Source organism: Pseudoflavonifractor phocaeensis, from assembly GCF_038439875.1.
Lineage (GTDB): Bacteria > Bacillota > Clostridia > Oscillospirales > Oscillospiraceae > Vermiculatibacterium.
The window spans coordinates 69,604-89,747 of the sequence record NZ_JBCDMT010000004.1 but is presented as its reverse complement, the minus strand read 5'-3'; the positions used below and the strand labels follow the sequence as shown (position 1 = coordinate 89,747).

Below are 20,144 nucleotides of genomic sequence, written 5' to 3'. Positions count from 1 at the left end.
AGTCCCCCCTCTTTTCCTTATTCAAAATAGTAACAAAAAGCAGAGCGTTATACAAGAAAATAGTGCAGGTAATTATTTTGACAGGAAAAACCTTTTTGAGGAAAGGAGGGAGCAACATGTTGAAAGAAAGCAAGGACGCTCTGGCCCGGCGCTTGGTGGAGACCTACTCAGACCAGCTTCTGCGGCTGGGGTATTCCCTGCTGAACTCAGTTCCGGACGCCCAGGACGTCTGCCAGGAGGTGCTCCTCAAGCGTCTGGACTATGCCGGAACGTTTGAGAGCCAGGCCCATGAGCGGGCCTGGCTGGTGCGGGTAACCATCAACGCCTGCAAAAACCTGCGCCGAAGCCTCTGGCGCAGGCGGACGGCGGCGCTGGACGACGTGCCGGAACAGCCCGCTTTTCAGCCGGAGGAGGGCGGGGTCCTGGAGGAGGTCCAGCGCCTCCCCCTTCCGGACAGGCAAGTGTTGGTACTCTACTACTATATGGGTTACGACACCAACGAGATCGGCCAACTGCTGGGGCTTCGCCCCGACGCGGTAAGGGCCCGGATGAAGCGGGCCCGGCAGAAATTAAAGGCAGGATTGGAGGAATTGGGCTATGGCACGTTATCCTGATGAATTGGAACGGCTGCGCTTCTCCGAGGCGCAGAAAGAAACCCTGGTCCGCCGGCTGACCGCGGAACAGGAGCCTTCGGCCCGGAGCGGGCCCCGCCTCTCCCCCCGCGCCCTGGTGGCGCTGGTGGCGGCGGTCTCCCTGCTCATCGGCGCGGCGGGGGCGGTGTCCCTGGCCGGGCTGTCTCCGGAATTCCGCAAGCTCTTCGGCATCACCGACGAGGCCCAGGCACAAAATCTGGGGGCTTTGTCCGTGGAAAAGACCTTTCCCGATAAAAACGGTACCGGCGCCGCGATCACCGTGCGGGAAGTGGTGGCCGACCAGGATCGGCTCTATATCCTCATGGACTTCGCCGCCCCGGCGGGAACCGTCCTGCCCGAGCCGGAGCGCGGGGACGGCTTGAGCGCCTATGGCTATTGGCTGGGCGGCGAACGGGATGAGGACATCGGCGTCGACCTCGCCCTGGACATCTCCCTCTACGCCGACGAGGGCTGCACCCGGCACGCCGTCCCCGACAGCGGATGGGGGTACCACGTGGAGGCCCTCACGGACCCGGACCCGACGGACAACGTGATCCCCCTGCTGGCTGTGATGACCACGGACCGGGGCCTGCCGGAACAGGCCCGCTACTGCCGGCTCGACCGCATTTCCAACCTCTACGCCACCCAGGGGGGGACGCTGAAGACGGTGCTGGAGGGCATGGACATCCAGGTGGTCACCCCCATCCCAACGGACACCCAGACCTACTCCTTCGGCGGACGGGCCCCGGTCAAGCTGGGCGGCGCAACCATGGCGGTGGTGGAGGATTTGACCATCTCCCCCATCTCCCTCTCTATGGACCTCGTCATCCCGGACTGGGACGCCTACGACGCGGCCTTCGAGGCCCAGGGGCCCTGGTCGGTGTACGTGCTTCTGCGGGACGGCACCAGGGTCAGTGCCCGGTATGAGGAACGCTATGGCAAGCTGGACTGGTTCTACACCGAGCCGGGAGAGGTGGATGAGGCAGGCGGGCGGTTCTTCCGCGCCGACCATGTGGGTTTCCAGCTGGAGCGGCCCATCGACGTGGCGGAGATCGAGGACATCGTCTTTGTGGGGGATAACGACCCCGTGGAGGACCGGCCAAACGAGGTGGGCAGAATCGTCCACTTTATGTTCTATCCCGGATACTTCTACAACAAAACCTACTGGAACGAGGTCAACGAGAACTGGAAACAGACCATGTAAGTCAAAAACAGGCCGCCGGCATCCGCCGGCGGCCTGTCCATTTGAACCGTTTCAGCTCTCCTCGTCGTCCTGCTGGGCCTGGGCGGCCATGGCCTCGTCGAAGTGCTTGTTGATCTGCTCGGTAAACGCCTGGGCGGCGTTGTAGCCCATCTTCTTGTGGCGGTTGTTCATGGCCGCCACCTCCACGATGACCGCCAGGTTCCGCCCCGGCTTCACCGGGATGGTGATGGCCGGGATCTGCACGTCCAGGATGGTGGTGTTCAGCTCCTCCAGGCCCAGACGGTCGTACATGGCCCCGTCCCGCCACTGCTCCAGGTTCACCACCAGGTCGATATTGGCCTCGTCTTTGACTGCGGACACACCAAAAAGCCGCCGCACGTCCACAACGCCGATGCCCCGCAGCTCCATGTAGTGGCGGATCAGCTCGGGGGCGCTGCCCACCAGCTGGTGGGAGGCCACCCGTTTGATCTCCACGGCGTCGTCGGCGATGAGCCGGTGGCCCCGCTTGATCAGCTCGATGGCGGTCTCGCTCTTGCCCACCCCGGACTCGCCCAGGATGAGGACGCCCTCACCGTAGATCTCCACCAACACCCCGTGGCGGGTGATGCGGGGGGAAAGGTAGGTCCGCAGGCCGGAGATGAGGGCCCCCATGAAGGCGGAGGTGGTATCCTGGCTGCACAGAAGCGTGCGGTCATACTTCTCCGCCATCTCCATGCACTCGGGGAAGGGCTCCATGCCCCGGGTGAGGATGAGGGCGGGGATGTCCTGGGCCAGGAGCTGTTCAAAGCTCTTACGCCGCTCCTCCGCCGTCATGCCCTCCAGGAACGTGGATTCCACCTTGCCGAGCACCTGGAGCCGCATGGGGTCAAAGTAATCGAAAAAGCCGATGAGCTGAAGCCCGGGCCGGTTCACGTCCTCGGTGCGGATGAGGCATTTCTCGTACCCCTTCCCCTTGCGCAGGACGTCCAGGCTGTACTCCTCCACCAGCTTGGACAATTTCACGCTGTATAGGCTCTCCATGGCGTTCCCTCCTGTGTGGTCTCTTGTGTTTAGTATACCACCGGATCAAAACGAAGTAAAGAACGGCTTCCCCAAGGGGAAGCCGTTCTTCTTCACCGGCCTGTCACCCGCAGCAGCAGGAGCCGTGACCGTGTTCGTCCTCACAGGGCAGCTTGCACGCCTCGGGCACGGGAAGCCCCTGGCGCTGGTAATAGTCGGCCAGGGCGGCCTTGATGGCCTCCTCCGCCAGCACCGAACAGTGCATCTTATAGCCGGGCAGCCCGTCCAGAGCCTCGGCCACGGCGGCGTTGGTGAGCTGGAGGGCCTCCTCCACCCGCTTGCCCATGATGAGCTCGGTGGCCATGGAGGAGGTGGCGATGGCGGAGCCGCAGCCGAAGGTCTTGAACTTCACATCAGTGATAACGCCGTCATCGATCTTCAGATACATCTTCATAATGTCCCCGCACTTGGGGTTGCCCACCTGGCCCACCCCGTCGGCGTTCTCGATCTCGCCCACGTTCCTGGGATGTTCAAAGTGGTCCATCACTTTTTCTGAATACAGCATATCTTCATGCGCTCCTTTCTCTTACGCGTACCACACGGGCCGCTGAAGCTTGGCGTCCCACACCGGGGACATGTCCCGCAGGTAGGCGACCACCTGGGGCACTTCCTTCAAAACATCATCCACATCCTCCTCCGTGGTCTCCCGCCCCAGCGAGAGCCGCAGAGAGCCGTGGGCCACCTCGTGGGGCAGGCCGATGGCCAGCAGCACGTGGGAAGGGTCCAGGGAGGCCGAGGAGCAGGCCGAGCCGGAAGAGGCCCGGATGCCCCGGCTGTCCAGGTGGAGAAGCAGGGCCTCTCCCTCCGCCCCCTCAAAGACCAGAGAGGCGGTGCCGGGCAGACGGTTTTCCCGATCCCCGGTGACCTTGGCATAAGGAAGCTGGGACAACCCGTCCAGCAGACGGTCCCGGAGGGCGGACAGGCGGCGGGATTCCGCCTCCATCTCCGCCACCGATTCCGTGAGAGCGGCGGCCATACCCACGGCAGACGCCACGTTCTCTGTGCTGGAGCGCAGGCCCCGCTCCTGTCCGCCGCCATGGATGAGGGGCGGCAGCCGCAGGCCCTTGCGCATGTAGAGCCCGCCGATCCCCCTGGGGCCGTGGAATTTATGGCCGGAGAAGGAGAGCAGGTCACAGTTCCACGCCTGCACATCCACCGGAATATGCCCCACCGCCTGGACGGCGTCGGTGTGGAACAGGATACCCTTTTCCCGGGCAATGGCGCCGATGGCCGGAATGGGTTCCACGGTGCCGATCTCATTGTTGGCGGCCATCACCGAGATCAGGATCGTATCGGGGCGGATCGCGGCGCGCACCGCTTCGGGGTCCACCCGTCCCAGTTCGTCCACCGGCAGATAGGTGACCTCATAGCCCTGCTTTTCAAGGTACTGGGCGGTGTAAAGAACGGCATGGTGCTCGATGGCCGTGGTGATGATGTGCTTTCCCTTCTTGCTCCGCAGCTCCGCCGCCCCCTTCAGGGCCCAGTTGTCGGCCTCGGAGCCGCCGGAAGTAAAATAGATCTCCTCCGGCCTGGCGTTCAGGCAGCGGGCGATATCGGCCCGGGCCGCCTCCAGATCGGTCTTGGCCTCCTGTCCGAAGGCGTAGAGGCTGGACGGATTCCCGAACCGCTCTCCAAAATACGGTTCCATCGCCTGTCGGGCCGCCTTGGACAGGGGCGTGGTGGCGGCGTAGTCGGCGTAAATGGTTTTCGGCATATATCATAACTCCTTTCGGTCTTTTTTATTATCCTTAATTCCTATATGTTTACTATGATTATAGCCACGGGAAACCGATTTGTCAAGAAAAAAAACGGGCAGAAGATGGAAACCCATCTCCTGCCCGTTTGGATTCAAGGCTTTTCGGCGTTAAACTTGTTATAGGCCTCACTGATCTTGCTGGCGGGCGCGGGCTCCACCTTGTACCAGCCCTTGGACTGGGCCGCCTGGAACAGGTCGGTCTGGGTCTGATGGCTCTGGTTCAGGATCTTGAGGAACTCGTCCCGCAGCTGAACGTTGACACATTCGGAAGCAAAGGTGTCGTAGTTGGTGCTCATTTTCTTCTCCGTGAGGATAAGGTCTGTGATCCGTTCCTGATCGTTCATGGATATTTCCCCCTTTTACTGCAGATAGTTCAGCAGGCAGTTGAAATTCTGACGGTGCTGGTCGGCGTACTGCTGGAAGCTGGTTTTGAGCTGGGCGTCCTCCGCCTCCTGGACGGCGGCCTGGTACTTGCAGCAGAGCACCTTTTCGAAATTCAACTGGTCGCTGAGCGCAGACAGTTCTTTCGCGCTGAGATTGGCCATGTGGTTTCCCTCCTTTTGTTTCAGGCTTCGCCCATAGCTTCTCCCACGGCGCCGGAAATATGCGGAAATTCCGGCCAGCCTTTTCGGGAAAAACGAAAGAGGATATACCACGCACCGTTCAAGCGCTCCGGCCAGCTCAGGCAGAAAAGAGGGCACAGGGGAAAGGGCGCTTTTGTATCAAATGGAATGGCAAGGAAAAACCCTTGCTCGTCTTTGCGTGTCAAGGCTCGTTTCAGATGGCTGGCGGATTGAGCCAGAAGACTGTCCCCCAAAAGCCGGGCCGGACAGTCCACCCACTGCCAACCCTCCGGAGGACGGTTGTCCGGAAAGGGATAGGCCATGACAATTTCAGCCCCCACGGGAGGCCAGGCGCCCTGTCGCTCGATCTGGGCCACCGGCACGGACCGGCGGAGGCGCAACGCGCCCCCTTCCGGGATGAGGGTCCCCAGCAGGAAACGGCCTTTTTTCCCTTGGAGCCATGCCTTATAAAGGCCCCTTCCGTCTGGGCCCCGGATGGCCTGACAGATGGCCCGCTCTCCCTCCTGCCGCACCGTTACCGCACCGTTTGGGCCGTCGAAGCTCCACTCCATGGCATATCACCCCTCGAAAAGTATATTCGGCCCCGGGGATAGGCATGTCTTTTCAAGAGGTCGAAAGTGCCCGGCTTTTTTAGGAGCAGGTCCCTCCCAGCAGCTTTCGCAGAGAGCTGGAGCGTTTTTCCGCCAGATACGCTTCTTCCGGGAAGCCATCCTGTGCTCCTGGATCCTGTTTGGCCGCAAGGGCGGGAGGGCCTGATCCACGCAACGCGGCCAACCCGACTTGCCAAAATGCTTCTCTTCCGCTATAATATCGTTTGTGTCTTTTGGACTTTAAAGTGATGTGTTGTAAAAGGAGGAAGCATTTCATGGCTTCAGATACCCACCGCAACGGGAGTTTCAGTTCCTCCCTCGGTTTCGTACTGGCCTGCGTGGGCTCCGCCGTGGGGCTGGGCAACATCTGGCTGTTCCCATACCGCCTGGGCCAGTATGGCGGCGCGGCATTCCTGATCCCCTATCTCTTCTTTGTCTTCCTGTTCGGCTGGGTGGGGCTGTCCGCCGAGTTCGGCATCGGGCGGCTGGCCCGGACAGGCACTCTGGGCGCTTACGCCTACTGCTTCAAGGCCCGGGGCCGGGAAAAGACCGGCGGGGCCCTTGGGTGGATCCCTCTGATGGGCTCTCTGGGCATCGCCATCGGCTACGCCATCATTGTGGGCTGGGTGGTCCGCTCCGCCGCTGGGGCGGTCACCGGGGCCCTTCTCTCGGAGCCGGACTTCTTCTCACAGGCCACCGGCAGCTTCGGAAGCCTGCCCTGGCATATCATCGTGGTGGCCGTGGTATGCCTTCTGCTCCTTTTGGGGGCGGCGGGCAGTATTGAGAAGGCCAGCAAGATCATGATGCCTCTCTTCTTTGTCCTTTTCCTGGTGGTGGCCGTTCGGGTGGGCTTCCTGCCCGGCGCCGCCGAGGGGTACCGCTTCCTCTTCGTCCCCGACTGGTCCGCGCTGGCCGATCCCTATACCTGGGTCATGGCCATGGGCCAGGCCTTCTTCTCCCTGTCCATCACCGGTTCCGGTATGATCGTCTACGGCGCCTATCTGAACAAGGACGCCGACATCCCCGGCGCCGCCCTTCGGACCGCCCTCTTCGACACCTGCGCCGCCCTGCTTTCCGCCCTGGCCATCATGCCCGCCGTCTTCTCCTTCGGCATCGACCCCTCCGCCGGGCCCTCCCTCCTCTTTATCACCCTCCCCGGGATCTTTGCCCAGATGCCGCTGGGCCGGGTCTTTGCCGTGGTGTTCTTCGTCTCGGTCATCTTCGCCGGGCTCACCTCCCTCATCAATATGTTCGAGGCCGTGTGCGAGAGCTGGCAGCATAAGTTCAAACTCTCCCGCACCGCCGCCGTCCTGCTGTGCGGCGGCATCGTCCTGGCGGTGGGCGTCTTCCTGGAGGCCGAACCCCTGGTGGGCTCTTGGATGGACTTCATCACCATCGTGGTGGTACCCATCGGCGCCATGCTGGGCGCTATCGCAGTCTACTACGTGCTGGGCTGGCCCACTATCCGCCGGGAGCTGGAGCTGGGACGGACCAAGCCCCTCTCCCCCCTCTTCGGGCCCTGCGCCAAGTACCTGTACGTCCCCCTCACCATCCTCATCCTGGTGCTGGGCTTCGTGTTCCACGGCATCGGGTGAATCAAACAACAAAAAGCAGGACGCCGGAATATTCCGGCGCCCTGCTTTTTTCTTTAAAAGTGGTACAGGTATTCTCTTCCCGCGCTGTCCTGAAACAAAATACCCTCGGCGGACACGCCCTGGTCGTCCTTGAATTGCACCCGTGACGCGGCGGCAGAGGATAGATCAAGCTCCGTTTTGCCCAGCTCCTCCCGAATCGCATCCGTGTTTCTCAGGAAATCATACAGATATGGTGTTTCCACCGTATCAATCCGCCTCAAAGCGTCTCCAGTAATTGCATCTGCGTTTCCCAGGAAATCATACAGATATGGCATTTTCACCGTATCAATCCGTTTCAAGGCGTCTCCAGTATAGGCCACCACGAGATAGCCGCATCTGCCGTCATCGGCGGAAAAGGTACAGCAGTACAGCGGTTCCTCCGTCAACTCCGGGTCCCGGTCCAGGACCGTATATTCCGTAAAGGTGTCATAGTTCCATCTCGCGTTTTGGATGTCCTCGAGATTTTTCAGCCAGCCGTTATTTAGCAGCTGCCTGAACATCGACTTGTTCAGCATCCGATAGGCCCGGGAATCCTGCCCCGCGTAATAGGAGACGGCGGCCGCCTCAAATTCCGCCTCGGAACCGCTCGATTTTTGATAGGCCTTCACACACCCTAAGGCAGCCAGAAGCAGGACACCGGCCAAAAAGACAGAGGTTAATTTCTTCATGCCGCACCTCACATTTCATCAGTCCAAGTCCAAGTCCACGTCCACGTCGCCCATTTCGGTGTGGGCCTGCACATAGTAGCGCTGATTTGAGGCCGTATGGGAGACATAGGCGTGCTGGCGCACCCCATTCAGCGTGACCTCCCCCAAATCGGTGTAGAGCTCATAGCTCACGCCGTTTCTCTCCGGGAATCCCACGTCCACGTTGCCCATCTCTGTCTTTGCCTCCAATTCCGCCGCGAGGAGGTTGTCGCAGTTTACGTCACCCATCTCCGTGGAGAGCTCCGCCTTTTCTGCGGTGGCGGCGGCGAACCAGGTCACGTCGCCCATATCGCTGTCCAGATCCACCTTTGTCAACGTGGTATTTCTGGGAATGGTGACCACTACTCCGGCGGAGGCGTTGCTGCCAAAGCGGTTACGCATGTTCTGCACCGTTTCGCTCCACACCTTCAGGGTGCCGTCCTTGTTCTCATAGTGTAGGGAATAATTGCTGATATTTCTGCTGTACAGGGACACGCCGAAGCTGGTACCCTCCACCACGTCCACGTCGCCGAAGTCGATGGAGACATCCAGCTGTGTAAACGCCTCCAGGTCCTTTACCGTCACGTCCTGGGGACTGCCGATAACGGGGGTATCCCAGTCGTCCCAATCGACCCAATCCACCCAGTCGCCCCAGTGGTTCCAGCCCGTCCAATGTCCGCGCCAGGTATAGGCCCAGTCCCGCAGGCCTCTATCGGTCTCCGGCCGGCCGCCCATGGCGCCGCCCACCAGGTGGAGGACCAGACCCAGCGCGAATACGGCGCCGGCGGCGATAAGGACGATCTTGCTCACTTTCTTCATCATGCCTGCTCGCCCCTCTCCACTAACTCATTCCACAGATAGCGCACGCCCTTGACGATGAGCCACACCAGGACCACCACCGCCAGAAGCAGTAGCGCCCCGATGGCGAAGGCCATCAGCCCGCCCCCCGCCTGATAGAGCCCGGCGGCCAGCGTGAGCTTGGTGAAGCTGCCGATCACGACCCCGAACCCCACGCCCACACAGATGAGGCCAGCCAGCCCCAGTCCGCCCAGCAGCCCGCCCCACAGGGGCGTGGCGATGGCGAACACCAGAATAGCCAGGAGCACGAAGGCCCAGCCGGGCAGCTTTCCCCCCAGCTTGGGGGTGTAGTCAGGGGTGCGGCGGCCCTGATACGCCGCGTCCGCCGCGGCGGTGAGGCCCTCGGTGGCCCGCTCCCCCAAGATCTGCCGGGCCAGCCGCTCCGGGGAGCCCAGCTCGTTGATGACGGAGGATTCCCGGTCCTGGCCCGCGTCTTCGAAATATTCCTCATAAAAGCGCAAAATGTCTTCCATGTCGCTGACCGGCATCCGGCCGGCGAGCTGGGCTCTCAGAATTCTCATATAGGTCTCCCTATTCATCCCGCGCACCTCCTGACAAGATTTGATTCACTCGGCCGTTGAACTCCGCCCAGTCTCTCCGGCAGTCCGCCAGCAGCTCCCGGCCCGACTGGGTGATGGTGTAGTAGCGCCGGTTCCGTCCCTGGAACTGCCGGTCGTATACCGCCAGGCACCCCTCCCGCTGCAATCGGCGCAGGACCGGGTAAAGCGTGGACTCGGAGATGTCGATCTCCTGCTTGAGCTGCTGGGTCAGGCTGTATCCATAGGCGTCTCCCTGGTCCAGGATCGCCAGCACGCAGCCGTCCAGCAGTGGCGAGGTCAGCTGGAATATCATTGTCTCCCCACCTTCCTTTTTTGATTTCGTCAATATTATATCTCGTATAATATTCAGTGTCAAGCTATATTGATTAAGAAACTATTAAGCAACCTGTAAGAAATACCATCACCCGTTATCGCCAGGGCGGAAACGGACGGTCTTTTCCTTCTATTTCCGTATGAAATAACAGTTGTCATTTGCGGTCTTTTGCGATAGAATATAGGCTAAGTAATTATGGTTAGCAACCTATTCGAGGTGTATTTATGAACCTTCGCGTCGGCATCGATATCGGCTCCACCACCGTTAAGGTGGTTGTGCTGGGTGAGCAGAACGAACTGCTCTTCCGCTCTTACGAGCGGCATTTTTCCAAGACCCGGGAGCGGGCCGCCGAGACCCTGCGGTCCATCGGCGATATGCTCTCCGGCAAAAACGTACATATGGTCATCACCGGCTCCGCCGGTCTGGGGGTGTCCAAGGCCAGCGGCATCGACTTCGTCCAGGAGGTCTACGCCACCGCCGCCGCCGTCAACACCTATGTTCCCGGTACCGACGCCGTCATTGAATTGGGCGGCGAGGACGCAAAGATCATCTTCTTCGGCGGCGCGCTGGAGGAGCGGATGAACGGCTCCTGCGCCGGCGGCACCGGGGCCTTTATCGACCAAATGGCCTCCCTGCTGAACGTCTCCATCGACGAGCTGGACACCCTGTCCCTCAAGCATGAGAAGATCTACCCCATCGCCTCCCGCTGCGGCGTGTTCGCCAAGAGCGACATCCAGCCCATCCTCAACCAGGGCGGGCAGAAGGAGGACATCGCCGCCTCCATCTTCCAGGCGGTGGTGGACCAGACTGTGGCCGGCCTCACCCAGGGCCGGGAGCTGAAGGGCAAGATCGTCTTTTTGGGCGGCCCCCTCCACTTCCTCAAGGGCCTGCGGGAGCGGTTCGTGGACACTCTGGACCTGGATGCGGAGCACGCCGTGTTCCCGGAGGACGGAGACTGTTTTGCCGCCATGGGCGCCGCCCTCTGCTCCACCGACTACGCCGCCCGGCCCTTCGACGAGTGCCTGAAGCTGCTGGAGGAGAGCGTGGACGCCACCGAGGCCCTGGACACCATGCCCCCCCTCTTCGCCGACAAGGCGGAATACGACGCCTTCCTGGCCCGGCACAACGCCAATCACCCTCCCGAGGCCGATCTGGCCACTTATTCCGGTCCCGCCTGGCTGGGCATCGACGCCGGCTCCACCACCACAAAGATGGTCCTCATCGACCCCCAGGGCGGCATCCTCTACCACTATTATCACTCCAACCTTGGCAACCCTGTGTCCATCGTGCTGGAACAGCTCCGGGAAATCTACAAGCGCGCCGGGGGCCGGGTGAGCATCCAGGGCGCCGCCGTCACCGGCTACGGCGAGGATCTCATCAAGAACGCCTTCCAGTGCGACCTGGGCTTGGTGGAGACCATGGCCCACTACAACGCCGCCAAGCACTTTAATCCCAACGTGGACTTCATCATCGACATCGGCGGACAGGACATGAAGTGCTTCAAGATCCGCAACGGCGCCGTGGATTCCATTATGCTCAACGAGGCCTGCTCCTCCGGCTGCGGCTCCTTTATCGAGACCTTCGCCAAGGCCCTGGGCTATGACATCGCCGAATTCTCCAAGATCGGCCTCTTCTCCCCCCGGCCGGTGAACCTGGGCTCCCGCTGCACCGTGTTCATGAACTCCTCAGTGAAGCAGGCCCAGAAAGACGGGGCCGGCGTGGAGGATATCTCCGCGGGTCTGTCCATCTCTATCGTGAAGAACGCCGTTTACAAGGTCATCCGGGCGGCCAACGCCGACGACCTGGGCAAGCACATCGTGGTCCAGGGAGGCACCTTTTTGAATGACGCCGTCCTCCGTGCCTTTGAGCAGGAGCTGGGGCGGGACGTCATCCGGCCCACCATCGCCGGGCTCATGGGGGCCTTCGGCGCCGCCCTGGCCGCCCGGGATCTGGGTCTGGAGCGGTCCGAGCTGTTAAGTGAAAAGGCTTTGCAGTCCTTCACCCACACCGCTAAGCCCACCACCTGCGGGCTGTGCACCAACCACTGCTCCCTCACCGTCAACCAGTTCGACAACGGCCGGCGCTTCATCTCGGGCAACCGCTGCTCCCGCCCTCTGGGCAAGGAAAAAGCGGAGCTGCCCGACCTGGGGGCCTACAAATATCAAAAACTCCGGGCCATGGAGGGCAAGGGGGCCGGCAGCGGGGTCCGCGGCACCATGGGCATCCCCTTCGGCCTGAATATGTACGAGAACCTCCCCTTCTGGTACGAGTTCTTCACCCGCCTCAACTTTGAGGTGGTCCTCTCCCCCGAGTCCTCCCGGAAGCTGTATCTCAAGGGCCAGCACACCATCCCCTCGGACACGGTGTGCTACCCCGCCAAGCTCCTCCACGGCCACGTGGAAGCCCTGGTGGAGATGGGGGTGGACGCCATCTGGTACCCCTGCATGTCCTACAACTACGACGAGGGCATCGGCGACAACCACTACAACTGCCCCGTGGTGGCCTATTACCCCGAGCTGCTGGCGGCCAACGTGCCGGTTTTGAAGCAGACCCGCTTCCTCTTCCCCTATGTGGGCCTGTGGCGGCACAAGGATTTTGAGAAGCGCATCTCCAAGCTGATGGAGGAAGAGTTCTCCATCCCCAAAAAGGAGACCGTGGCCGCTGCCAGGGCCGCCTTCGACGCTTACGACGCCTACAAGCATGACCTTTGGGCCACCGGCCAGAGCTACGTAGCCCAGGCCAGGGCCCAAGGCCTGCCCATCCTGGTCCAGGCCGGACGACCCTACCACATCGACCCGGAGATCAACCACGGCATCAACGACCTCATCACCGGCCAGGGCTTCGTCCTCATCACCGAGGACGCCATCTCCCATCTGGAGGGCTACGAGTCCCGGAAGGTGCTCAATCAGTGGACCTTCCAGTCCCGGATGTACAACGCGGCCCGGTATGTGTGCACCCAGCCGGACATGCAGCTTGTCCAGCTCGTGAGTTTCGGTTGCGGCACCGACGCCATCACCGCCGACGAGGTCCGCTCCATCCTGGAAGAGGGCGGCAAGCTCTATACCCAGCTGAAAATCGACGACATCAACAACCTGGGCGCCGTGAAGATCCGCATCCGCTCCCTCATGGCAGCCATGGACGCACGGGCGGTCACTTCGGCAAAAGAAAGCGCCCAGAGAGACCCCGCATAATAAGGCAAACCCGCTCCGGAAAGGAAACTGACAGTATGGCACAACTTGTTTATGACAAAACCGGCCGCCTCCTCTTCACCAAAGAGATGAAGAAGGAGTACACCCTCCTGGTCCCCCAGATGCTCCCCGACCATTTCGCCATGCTGGTGAGCATCATCCGGGGCGAGGGCTACAACGTGGAGATGCTGGAGAACACCGGCCGCCCGGTCATCGACGCCGGACAGAAATACGTCCACAACGACGCCTGCTACCCCGCCATCCTGGTCATCGGCCAGCTCATTGACGCGGTGCAGTCGGGCCGATACGACCCCCACAAGGTGGCCCTGGTCATCACCCAGACCGGCGGCGGATGCCGGGCCTCCAACTACATCCATCTTCTGCGCAAGGCTCTGGAGAAGGCGGGGCTCTCCTTCGTCCCCGTCATCTCGGTGAACCTCTCCGGGCTGGAGTCCAACCCCGGCTTCAAGCTGAGTCTGAACCTCCTGCGGAAGGTGGTCTACGCCATCATTTACGGCGACCTCATCATGAACGTGGCCAACCAGGTGCGGCCCTATGAGGTCAACAAAAACGAGACCGACGCCACGGTGCAAAAGTGCATGGACTTCCTCCTGGCAGACATGGACGCCGGAAAGGGCATGACCTTCAAAAGCATGGTGGCCAACTTCGACCGCATCATCGACGCCTTCAAAGCTGTCCCCGTCTCTGGGGAGGAGAAGGTCCGGGTGGGCATCGTGGGCGAGATCTACGTCAAATACGCCCCCCTGGGCAACAATAACCTGGCCGACTTCCTCCTGGCCGAGGGGGCCGAGCCGGTGATCCCCGGGCTGGTGGACTTCATCATCTTCAAGATCAACAACCGGGAGGTGGACGTGGGCCTCTACGGCGGCAAGTGGGTCAAGGAGGCCTTCTGCCGCTGGCTCCAGAAGTACGTCATGAAGTACCAGCACGCCATGATCGACGCCCTCAAGAACTCCGGCCGCTTCCGGGCCCCCGGCGACTTCGAGGACCTGCACGGCTATATCAAGGGCTACCTGGGCGACGGCAACAAGATGGGCGAGGGCTGGCTCCTCACCGCCGAGATGCTGGAGCTGATCAATACCGGCGTGCCCAACATTGTCTGCACCCAGCCCTTCGGCTGCCTGCCCAACCACATCGTCGGCAAGGGCATGATCCGCAAGATCAAGGACGACTACCCCTGGTCCAACGTGGTGGCCATCGACTACGACCCCGGCGCCACCAAGATCAATCAGGAAAACCGCATCAAGCTGATGCTGGCCAATGCCCGGGCCCTGGCCAAGACGCAGCAGGGCCAGGAACAGGCTGCGGAGGAGAAGGAGGAGACGCAGGATGGTCAACCCGTCCCCGCTTCCTGAGGGTCTTCGTTTTGTAGACGCCGTAAAGGAAGAACACTTTGCGGCTATGTCCCTTATCCACGCTCTGGGCTGGAGGGATACCTACAAGGGCTACGTCCCTGATGAGTATATGTCCCGGGAAATCACCGACGACCGCTGGGTCCGCTTTTTTCAGGAGGACTACGCCACAGGCCGCTGTCACGGTCTTCTCCTTTACAGAGAGGAGACCCCCGTGGCCTGCATCAACTACGGTCCCGCCCGCACCGAGAACTACAACGCCGGGACCAAGGAGGGCTCCGACTTTCCCAACGACGCCTACCAGGGCTGGGGGGAGATCATCTCCTTCTACACCCACCCGGCGGAGCGGGGCAAGGGTTACGGCGGAATCCTCTTTGAAGAGGCCCTCCGGCAGCTGAAGGCGGCGGGGCATCAAAAGGCCTTCGTCTTTGTCCTCCGGGAAAATGCGGGTGGGCGGCGGTTTTACGCCGCCCACGGCTTTGCATGGGACGGCACCCACGCCGACATCCCCTTCCCTCCGGATGCCGTCTGCGTTGACTTGAGATATACAAAGGAACTGTGAGCCATGAAAAAGCTGATCCCCCTGCTGGTGGTCTTCGCCTTCCTGACCGGCTGCGCCGGCCCAAAGGAGCCAGCCCAGTCCCCGGAGCCGACGCCGGAGCTTTCCGCTCCCCTTCCCTTAGGGCCCCAGGCCGCTCCGGCGGCGGACTGGAAAACGGAGGCCCCCTGGTGGACGGGCGTGGACGCGGACAAGCTGCCGGCCCGATGCGGTGAACCGGAATATGTGGACGGTGAAACCCACTACGTCCCCTTTCAGGAATTTGATGAATTGGGGCTTATTCTTTACGCCGTGACCCGGGACGGCCGGGACGGCGTCCAGTTCCTTCTCCGCAAAGACGACACCCTGGGAGAGGCCTTCCGCCGGGAGGGCTCTTTTTCCAACGGCCTGTGCGCCTTTTCCTCCGGGGATTATGACGGGGACGGGGATGAGGAATATATCATTTCCCTGTCCCGTGCCGGCGGCAGCAGCGACCTCATCCTTTGTGAATGGGACGAGGCCGGAGGCTGGACCTTCCACCCCTATGACCGAGATGTGTATAATCCTCAACTGTCAGAACTCTTGTCCTTCCGCTCCACCGGCGGAACCGTGACCCTGATCTGCGGCGCCGACTCCGCCTCTTATTCTCTGCGGGAGCATGAGGCGGAAGCGGCGCCCATGGAGGATTTCTCCGGGGTAGCCATGCTCACCCCCAGCGGCGACGCCATTGCCGCCGCCTTCGGCGTGGGGGCGGTCATCGACGGCACGCCCAAAATTTTTGCCGTCCTCCGGGCTGAGCTGGCCTACGACGGCGAAACCTTCACCCTGCAAGTCCCCCACCTGGAGGAGATGATCGGCGTCTGACCCCAAGCCCGTGAAAGGATTGACTTTTTTGGAAGAAAACAAGCTGGGCACTACCCCCATCCGGCGGCTCATCGTGGATATGTCCTGGCCTATGATGCTCTCGATGCTCGTCCAGGCCCTCTATAACATGGTAGACAGCTACTATGTCTCTCTGGCCGATCCCAAAGGGTTCCTGGCCCTCTCCTTCGTGTTCCCCGCCCAATCCCTGATGATCGCCATCTGCGTGGGCACCGGGGTGGGCGTCAACGCCATGCTCTCCCGCCGCCTGGGGGAAAAACGGCCGGAGGAAGCCAGCGCCGTGGCGGAAAACGGCTATTTCGTCTACTTTCTCACCTGGCTTGTCTACCTGCTGCTGGGTGTGACTCTGGGCCCCCGGTTCGTGGGCTTTTTCAGCTCCGACCCCCAGGTGGTGGCCTACGGCGGGCAGTATCTTACCATCGTGCTGTGCGGTTCCATCGGGATGTGCATGCAGTTCGCCGGGGAGCGGGTGCTCCAGGCAAGCGGCCAGCCTGTGGGGCCAATGATCATTCAGGGCATCGGCGCGGTCATCAATCTGGTGCTGGATCCTATCCTTATCTTTGGCCTGGGCCCCTTCCCCGTCATGGGGGTGGCGGGGGCCGCCATCGCCACGGTCTTCGGACAGTTGGTGGGCATGTGCGCCGGCTTTTTCCTGGTTCACCGAAAGCCGGTGGTGAAGCTCTCCTTTCGGAAATTTCGCCCCGATATGGCCGCGATCCGGGATATCTACCGCATCGGTATGCCCGCTATGGCCATGCAGTCCCTCGGCACCTTCATGACCCTGGGCCTCAACAAGATCCTGGTCCTCCCCTCGGTGACCGCCGCCGCCGGGGACGCCCCGGTGTTCGTGCTGGGGGCCTACTTCAAGCTTCAATCCTTTGTGTTCATGCCGGTGGCTGGGCTCAACAACGGCCTGACCCCAGTCCTCAGCTACAACTACGGCGCCAAGCACCACCGGCGCATCGTGGAGGGCCTTCATTTCGCCTTGAAGCTGGCCCTCGTCATCATGGGCCTCGGCACCCTCATTTTTCAGCTCTTCCCCGCCTCCCTCCTCGCCATTTTCAGCACGCCGGCGGAAATGATGGAAACGGGTGTGTTCGCCCTGCGGATCATCAGCATCACCTTCCTGTGCGCCGGGGCCACCTTCATTTTCTCCGGCGCCTTCCAGGCACTTGGCTCCCCCAACCTGGCCCTGATCCTGGGGCTCACCCGTCAGATCGTCATTGTCCTGCCCGTATGCCTCATCCTGGCTTTGACGGATCCCGCGCTGGTGTGGTTCTGCTTCCCCGCCGCGGAAATTATTTCCTGCCTGCTGGCCGTTTTTTTCTACCGCAGGCTCCGGCTGCAAAAAATCGACCGGATGGCGGACGCCTGATCCCTCTCCGCGGTTGTTTCCCTCCTTTTCCGCTCATACTAAGCGGGAAAGGAGGGATTTTTATGACTGGTTTCGACCCCTTCGCCGAGCTGCCTGAGGGCTTCGCCATGGCGCTGGCCCAGGACCCCGCCGCGCTCGACGCCTTCGGGCGGCTCCCCAAGGACGAAAAGGCCCACTATGTCACCCGCTCTCATCAGGTCAGCAGCCGGGACGAGATGCGCGCCCTGGTCTCCGAGCTGGACCACAAGCGAACCTTTTAGCCCCCGAAGGCGTAAAATGGGCCGATGGGGGTGGTGTGAATGGGAAAAAGCGGGCCGAACTGTGACGCTTTGCTCCTGCTGGCCGCTCTGGTCTCCATCCAGATGTCCCGCCAGCTCACCCCCGACCAGATGGGGCTGCTGGCCGCCTTTTTCGAGGTCCTGGGCGACAATCTGGCCCTGCTGGCCCTGTGCCCGGCCGCGGCGGAAGCCGCCGCTGAACTGGACCCTTCCCACAAAAAAAGCGGAGAAGCCTGACGGCTTCTCCGCTTTTTGATCGATTGCTCAGTTCTTTTCGCTCAAATACTCGTCGATGGCCTGGGCCGCGGTTTTGCCCGCGCCCATGGCCAGGATGACGGTGGCCGCGCCGGTGACGGCGTCGCCGCCGGCGTAGATGCCCTCCCGGGTGGTGCGCATGGTGTCCTCGTCCACCACGAGACAGCCCTTCCGGTTGGCTTCCAGGCCGGGGGTGGTGGAACGGATCAGGGGGTTGGGGCTGGTGCCCAGGGCCATGATGACCGTGTCCACATTGAGGAAGAAGTTGGAGCCGGGCACCTCCTTGGGGGAGCGGCGGCCGCTCTCGTCAGGGGCCTGGAGGCGCATCCGCACGCACTCGATCTGGCTGACCTGCCCCTTTTCGTTGCCCAGGATGCGTACGGGGTTGCACAGAAGGCGGAAGTCGATATCCTCCTCCTTGGCGTGGTTCACTTCCTCCCGGCGGGCGGGCATCTCCTCCTCGTCCCGGCGGTACATGAGGTAGACTTTCTCCGCCCCCATCCGCTTGGCGCAGCGGGCGGCGTCCATGGCCACGTTGCCGCCGCCCACCACAGCCACAGTCCTGCTGCGCTTGAGGGGGGTGTCGTGGTCGTCCAGATAAGCCTTCATCAGGTTGACCCGGGTGAGGTACTCATTGGCTGAATAGACCCCCGCCAAGCTCTCCCCCTCGATTCCCATGAACATGGGAAGGCCAGCGCCGGATCCCACGAAAACGGCCTTATAGCCCTCGTCCATCAGCTCGTCGATGGTGATGGTGCGGCCCACCACCACGTCCAGCTGGAGGTCCACGCCCAGGGCTTTCAGCTTGTCCACCTCGCTCTGGACGATGGCCTTGGGCAGGCGGAACTCGGGGATGCCGTAGACCAGCACGCCGCCGGCGGTGTGGAAGGCCTCGAACACGGTGACCTCATAGCCCCGCTTGGCCAGGTCACTGGCGCAGGTGAGCCCGGCGGGGCCGGAGCCCACCACCGCCACCTTGATGCCGTTGCTCTCGGGCTTTACCGGCATGACGTTGCAGTTTTTCAGATACCAGTCGGCCACGAACCGCTCCAGGCGGCCAATGGCCACAGACTCCCCCTTGATGCCCCGGACACAGCGCTCCTCGCACTGGTTCTCCTGGGGACAGACCCGGCCGGAGACGCAGGGCAGGGCGTTGGTGTCGGAGATGATCTCATAAGCGGCCTTAAAGTCCCCGGCGGCCACCTTCTCGATGAACTCGGGGATGCGCACGTTCACCGGGCAGCCGTCCACACAGGGCTTGTTTTTGCAGTTAAGACATCTTCTCGCCTCTTCGACGGCCTGCTCGGGGGTATAGCACATGGTCACTTCCAAAAAGTTTTTGTTGCGCACCAGGGGCTCCTGCTCCTCAGAGGGGACCTTGGTCAAACTCATATTCGGCATTTCGTTTCCCTCCTCAATGGATCAGGGCCTTGCCCAACTGGTCCAGGCGGCAGGTGTGGCGCTCTTTCTCCTCGGCCTCCCGCTCCCGATAGACGGCATTGCGGTTCATCAGCTCGTCAAAATCCACCTGGTGGCCGTCGAAGTCGGGGCCGTCCACACAGGCGAAACGGACCTTGCCTCCCACGGTGACCCGGCAGCAGCCGCACATGCCGGTGCCGTCGATCATCAGGGGGTTCAGGCTGACCAGGGTCTTGAGGCCGTATGGCTCAGTGGTCTTGCAGACGAACTTCATCATGGGGATGGGGCCGATGGCGATGACACAGTCATACTTCACCCCGCCGTCGATGAGCTCCTGGAGCTTATTGGTGACAAGGCCCTTCTCCCCGTATGTACCGTCGTCTGTCATCAGATAGAAGTTGTCGCTGGCGGCCTGGAACTCCTCCTCCAGGATGACGATATCCTTGGAGCGGAACCCGGCGATGACGTCCACGGAGACACCCTCGGCGTGGAGAGTCTTAGCCTGGGGATAGGCGATGGCGCAGCCCACGCCGCCGCCGATGACGCACACCCGCTTGGCCCCCTCCGGGATCTCGGTGGGCATGCCCAGGGGACCTACGAAGTCCAGAATGGTGTCCCCCTCGTTCAGGTCGGCCAGCAGTTCGGTGGACAGGCCCACCCTCTGGAAGATGATGGTGACGGTCCCCTTCTCCCGGTCGTAGTCGGCAATGGTCAGGGGCACCCGCTCACCGTACTCGTCCAGCCGGAAGATGATGAATTGTCCGGCGTGGGCCTTCTTCGCGATCAGGGGCGCCTCCACCTCCAACAGGGTGACCGTGGGGTTGAGCACCTTTTTTCGTACGATCTTTACCATTTGCAGAAGACCTCTTTCGTCCTTGATTTGGGTCAAAACATATCAGTAAAACTCTATCAGTTTCCGGCCCCGATGTCAAGGAAAAGCGGCGGACTTCTTACTGTTTG

General features: G+C 61.7%; 22 protein-coding genes. 10 read left to right on the top strand and 12 right to left on the bottom strand.

All coding sequences use genetic code 11. From position 1 onward, the window contains the following. The first annotated feature begins 116 nt into the window (after nucleotides 1–116). Both AAEU42_RS07670 and AAEU42_RS07665 read left to right on the top strand, forming a co-directional pair. Nucleotides 117–614 (top strand): RNA polymerase sigma factor, encoded by a 498-nt coding sequence (locus tag AAEU42_RS07670; protein ID WP_342232955.1) that lies wholly within the window; start codon nucleotides 117–119, stop codon nucleotides 612–614. Then, nucleotides 598–1,836, top strand: a complete 1,239-nt coding sequence (locus AAEU42_RS07665; protein ID WP_342232954.1) for a DUF4179 domain-containing protein — start codon at nucleotides 598–600, stop codon at nucleotides 1,834–1,836. The genes AAEU42_RS07670 and AAEU42_RS07665 overlap by 17 nt, the downstream gene beginning before the upstream one ends. Before the next feature lie 51 nt (nucleotides 1,837–1,887). On the opposite strand, the gene hprK is transcribed toward AAEU42_RS07665, so the two are convergent. The 6 genes from hprK to AAEU42_RS07635 form a co-directional block, all read right to left on the bottom strand. Beyond that, complete coding sequence (gene hprK / locus AAEU42_RS07660; RefSeq protein ID WP_342232953.1) at nucleotides 1,888–2,856, bottom strand: HPr(Ser) kinase/phosphatase; 969 nt, start codon at nucleotides 2,854–2,856, stop codon at nucleotides 1,888–1,890. Nucleotides 2,857–2,959: 103 nt separating this feature from the next. After that, nucleotides 2,960–3,400, bottom strand: coding sequence for a Fe-S cluster assembly scaffold protein NifU (gene nifU / locus AAEU42_RS07655; RefSeq protein WP_342232952.1), 441 nt, complete (start codon nucleotides 3,398–3,400; stop codon nucleotides 2,960–2,962). A gap of 21 nt (nucleotides 3,401–3,421) precedes the next feature. After that, a complete protein-coding gene (nifS, locus tag AAEU42_RS07650) occupies nucleotides 3,422–4,609 on the bottom strand; it encodes a cysteine desulfurase NifS (RefSeq protein WP_342232951.1) in 1,188 nt (395 codons plus the stop codon). Nucleotides 4,610–4,743: 134 nt separating this feature from the next. Beyond that, complete coding sequence (locus AAEU42_RS07645) at nucleotides 4,744–4,995, bottom strand: spore coat protein (RefSeq protein ID WP_342232950.1); 252 nt, start codon at nucleotides 4,993–4,995, stop codon at nucleotides 4,744–4,746. Between the two features lie 15 nt (nucleotides 4,996–5,010). Further along, complete coding sequence (locus tag AAEU42_RS07640) at nucleotides 5,011–5,196, bottom strand: ferritin family protein (protein WP_342232949.1); 186 nt, start codon at nucleotides 5,194–5,196, stop codon at nucleotides 5,011–5,013. Nucleotides 5,197–5,216: 20 nt separating this feature from the next. After that, nucleotides 5,217–5,537: a hypothetical protein gene (locus tag AAEU42_RS07635; protein WP_342232948.1), complete on the bottom strand. Its 321-nt coding sequence runs from the start codon at nucleotides 5,535–5,537 to the stop codon at nucleotides 5,217–5,219. Nucleotides 5,538–6,100: 563 nt separating this feature from the next. Here AAEU42_RS07635 and AAEU42_RS07630 point away from each other — a divergent pair. After that, nucleotides 6,101–7,420, top strand: a complete 1,320-nt coding sequence (locus AAEU42_RS07630) for a sodium-dependent transporter (RefSeq protein ID WP_342232947.1) — start codon at nucleotides 6,101–6,103, stop codon at nucleotides 7,418–7,420. Nucleotides 7,421–7,473: 53 nt separating this feature from the next. On the opposite strand, the gene AAEU42_RS07625 is transcribed toward AAEU42_RS07630, so the two are convergent. Genes AAEU42_RS07625 through AAEU42_RS07610 form a run of 4 tightly spaced genes read right to left on the bottom strand, consistent with a single transcriptional unit; the run spans nucleotide 7,474 to nucleotide 9,855 of the window. Beyond that, nucleotides 7,474–8,127 carry a hypothetical protein gene (locus tag AAEU42_RS07625; RefSeq protein WP_342232946.1) on the bottom strand — a complete coding sequence of 218 codons (654 nt, stop codon included), beginning with the start codon at nucleotides 8,125–8,127 and terminating at the stop codon, nucleotides 7,474–7,476. Nucleotides 8,128–8,145: 18 nt separating this feature from the next. Continuing rightward, nucleotides 8,146–8,967 (bottom strand): DUF4097 family beta strand repeat-containing protein, encoded by an 822-nt coding sequence (locus AAEU42_RS07620; RefSeq protein WP_342232945.1) that lies wholly within the window; start codon nucleotides 8,965–8,967, stop codon nucleotides 8,146–8,148. Next, nucleotides 8,964–9,542, bottom strand: a complete 579-nt coding sequence (locus AAEU42_RS07615) for a DUF1700 domain-containing protein (RefSeq protein WP_342232944.1) — start codon at nucleotides 9,540–9,542, stop codon at nucleotides 8,964–8,966. Before AAEU42_RS07615 ends, AAEU42_RS07620 begins: the two co-directional genes overlap by 4 nt. Continuing rightward, entirely contained in the window at nucleotides 9,535–9,855 is a 321-nt protein-coding gene (locus tag AAEU42_RS07610; protein ID WP_342232943.1) for a PadR family transcriptional regulator, read from the bottom strand. The genes AAEU42_RS07615 and AAEU42_RS07610 overlap by 8 nt, the downstream gene beginning before the upstream one ends. Before the next feature lie 245 nt (nucleotides 9,856–10,100). Here AAEU42_RS07610 and AAEU42_RS07605 point away from each other — a divergent pair, with 245 nt between their 5' ends. The 7 genes from AAEU42_RS07605 to AAEU42_RS07575 all read left to right on the top strand — a co-directional run bounded on the left by AAEU42_RS07605 (nucleotide 10,101) and on the right by AAEU42_RS07575 (nucleotide 17,747). Further along, nucleotides 10,101–13,067: an acyl-CoA dehydratase activase gene (locus AAEU42_RS07605; RefSeq protein ID WP_342232942.1), complete on the top strand. Its 2,967-nt coding sequence runs from the start codon at nucleotides 10,101–10,103 to the stop codon at nucleotides 13,065–13,067. A 35-nt stretch (nucleotides 13,068–13,102) separates the two neighbouring features. Beyond that, nucleotides 13,103–14,440 carry a 2-hydroxyglutaryl-CoA dehydratase gene (locus AAEU42_RS07600; RefSeq protein ID WP_342232941.1) on the top strand — a complete coding sequence of 446 codons (1,338 nt, stop codon included), beginning with the start codon at nucleotides 13,103–13,105 and terminating at the stop codon, nucleotides 14,438–14,440. Between the two features lie 46 nt (nucleotides 14,441–14,486). After that, nucleotides 14,487–14,999: a GNAT family N-acetyltransferase gene (locus AAEU42_RS07595; RefSeq protein ID WP_342232940.1), complete on the top strand. Its 513-nt coding sequence runs from the start codon at nucleotides 14,487–14,489 to the stop codon at nucleotides 14,997–14,999. A 3-nt stretch (nucleotides 15,000–15,002) separates the two neighbouring features. Then, complete coding sequence (locus tag AAEU42_RS07590; protein WP_342232939.1) at nucleotides 15,003–15,839, top strand: hypothetical protein; 837 nt, start codon at nucleotides 15,003–15,005, stop codon at nucleotides 15,837–15,839. Between the two features lie 10 nt (nucleotides 15,840–15,849). Then, a complete protein-coding gene (locus tag AAEU42_RS07585; protein ID WP_342232938.1) occupies nucleotides 15,850–17,232 on the top strand; it encodes an MATE family efflux transporter in 1,383 nt (460 codons plus the stop codon). Nucleotides 17,233–17,294: 62 nt separating this feature from the next. Continuing rightward, complete coding sequence (locus AAEU42_RS07580) at nucleotides 17,295–17,492, top strand: hypothetical protein (RefSeq protein WP_342232937.1); 198 nt, start codon at nucleotides 17,295–17,297, stop codon at nucleotides 17,490–17,492. 39 nt (nucleotides 17,493–17,531) lie between these two features. Further along, complete coding sequence (locus AAEU42_RS07575; protein WP_342232936.1) at nucleotides 17,532–17,747, top strand: hypothetical protein; 216 nt, start codon at nucleotides 17,532–17,534, stop codon at nucleotides 17,745–17,747. A gap of 27 nt (nucleotides 17,748–17,774) precedes the next feature. On the opposite strand, the gene gltA is transcribed toward AAEU42_RS07575, so the two are convergent. Both gltA and AAEU42_RS07565 read right to left on the bottom strand, forming a co-directional pair. After that, nucleotides 17,775–19,166 carry an NADPH-dependent glutamate synthase gene (gltA, locus tag AAEU42_RS07570; protein WP_342232935.1) on the bottom strand — a complete coding sequence of 464 codons (1,392 nt, stop codon included), beginning with the start codon at nucleotides 19,164–19,166 and terminating at the stop codon, nucleotides 17,775–17,777. Between the two features lie 13 nt (nucleotides 19,167–19,179). Then, on the bottom strand, nucleotides 19,180–20,037 hold the full coding sequence (locus AAEU42_RS07565) for a sulfide/dihydroorotate dehydrogenase-like FAD/NAD-binding protein (protein ID WP_342232934.1): 858 nt from the start codon (nucleotides 20,035–20,037) through the stop codon (nucleotides 19,180–19,182). Nucleotides 20,038–20,144 lie beyond the last annotated feature (107 nt).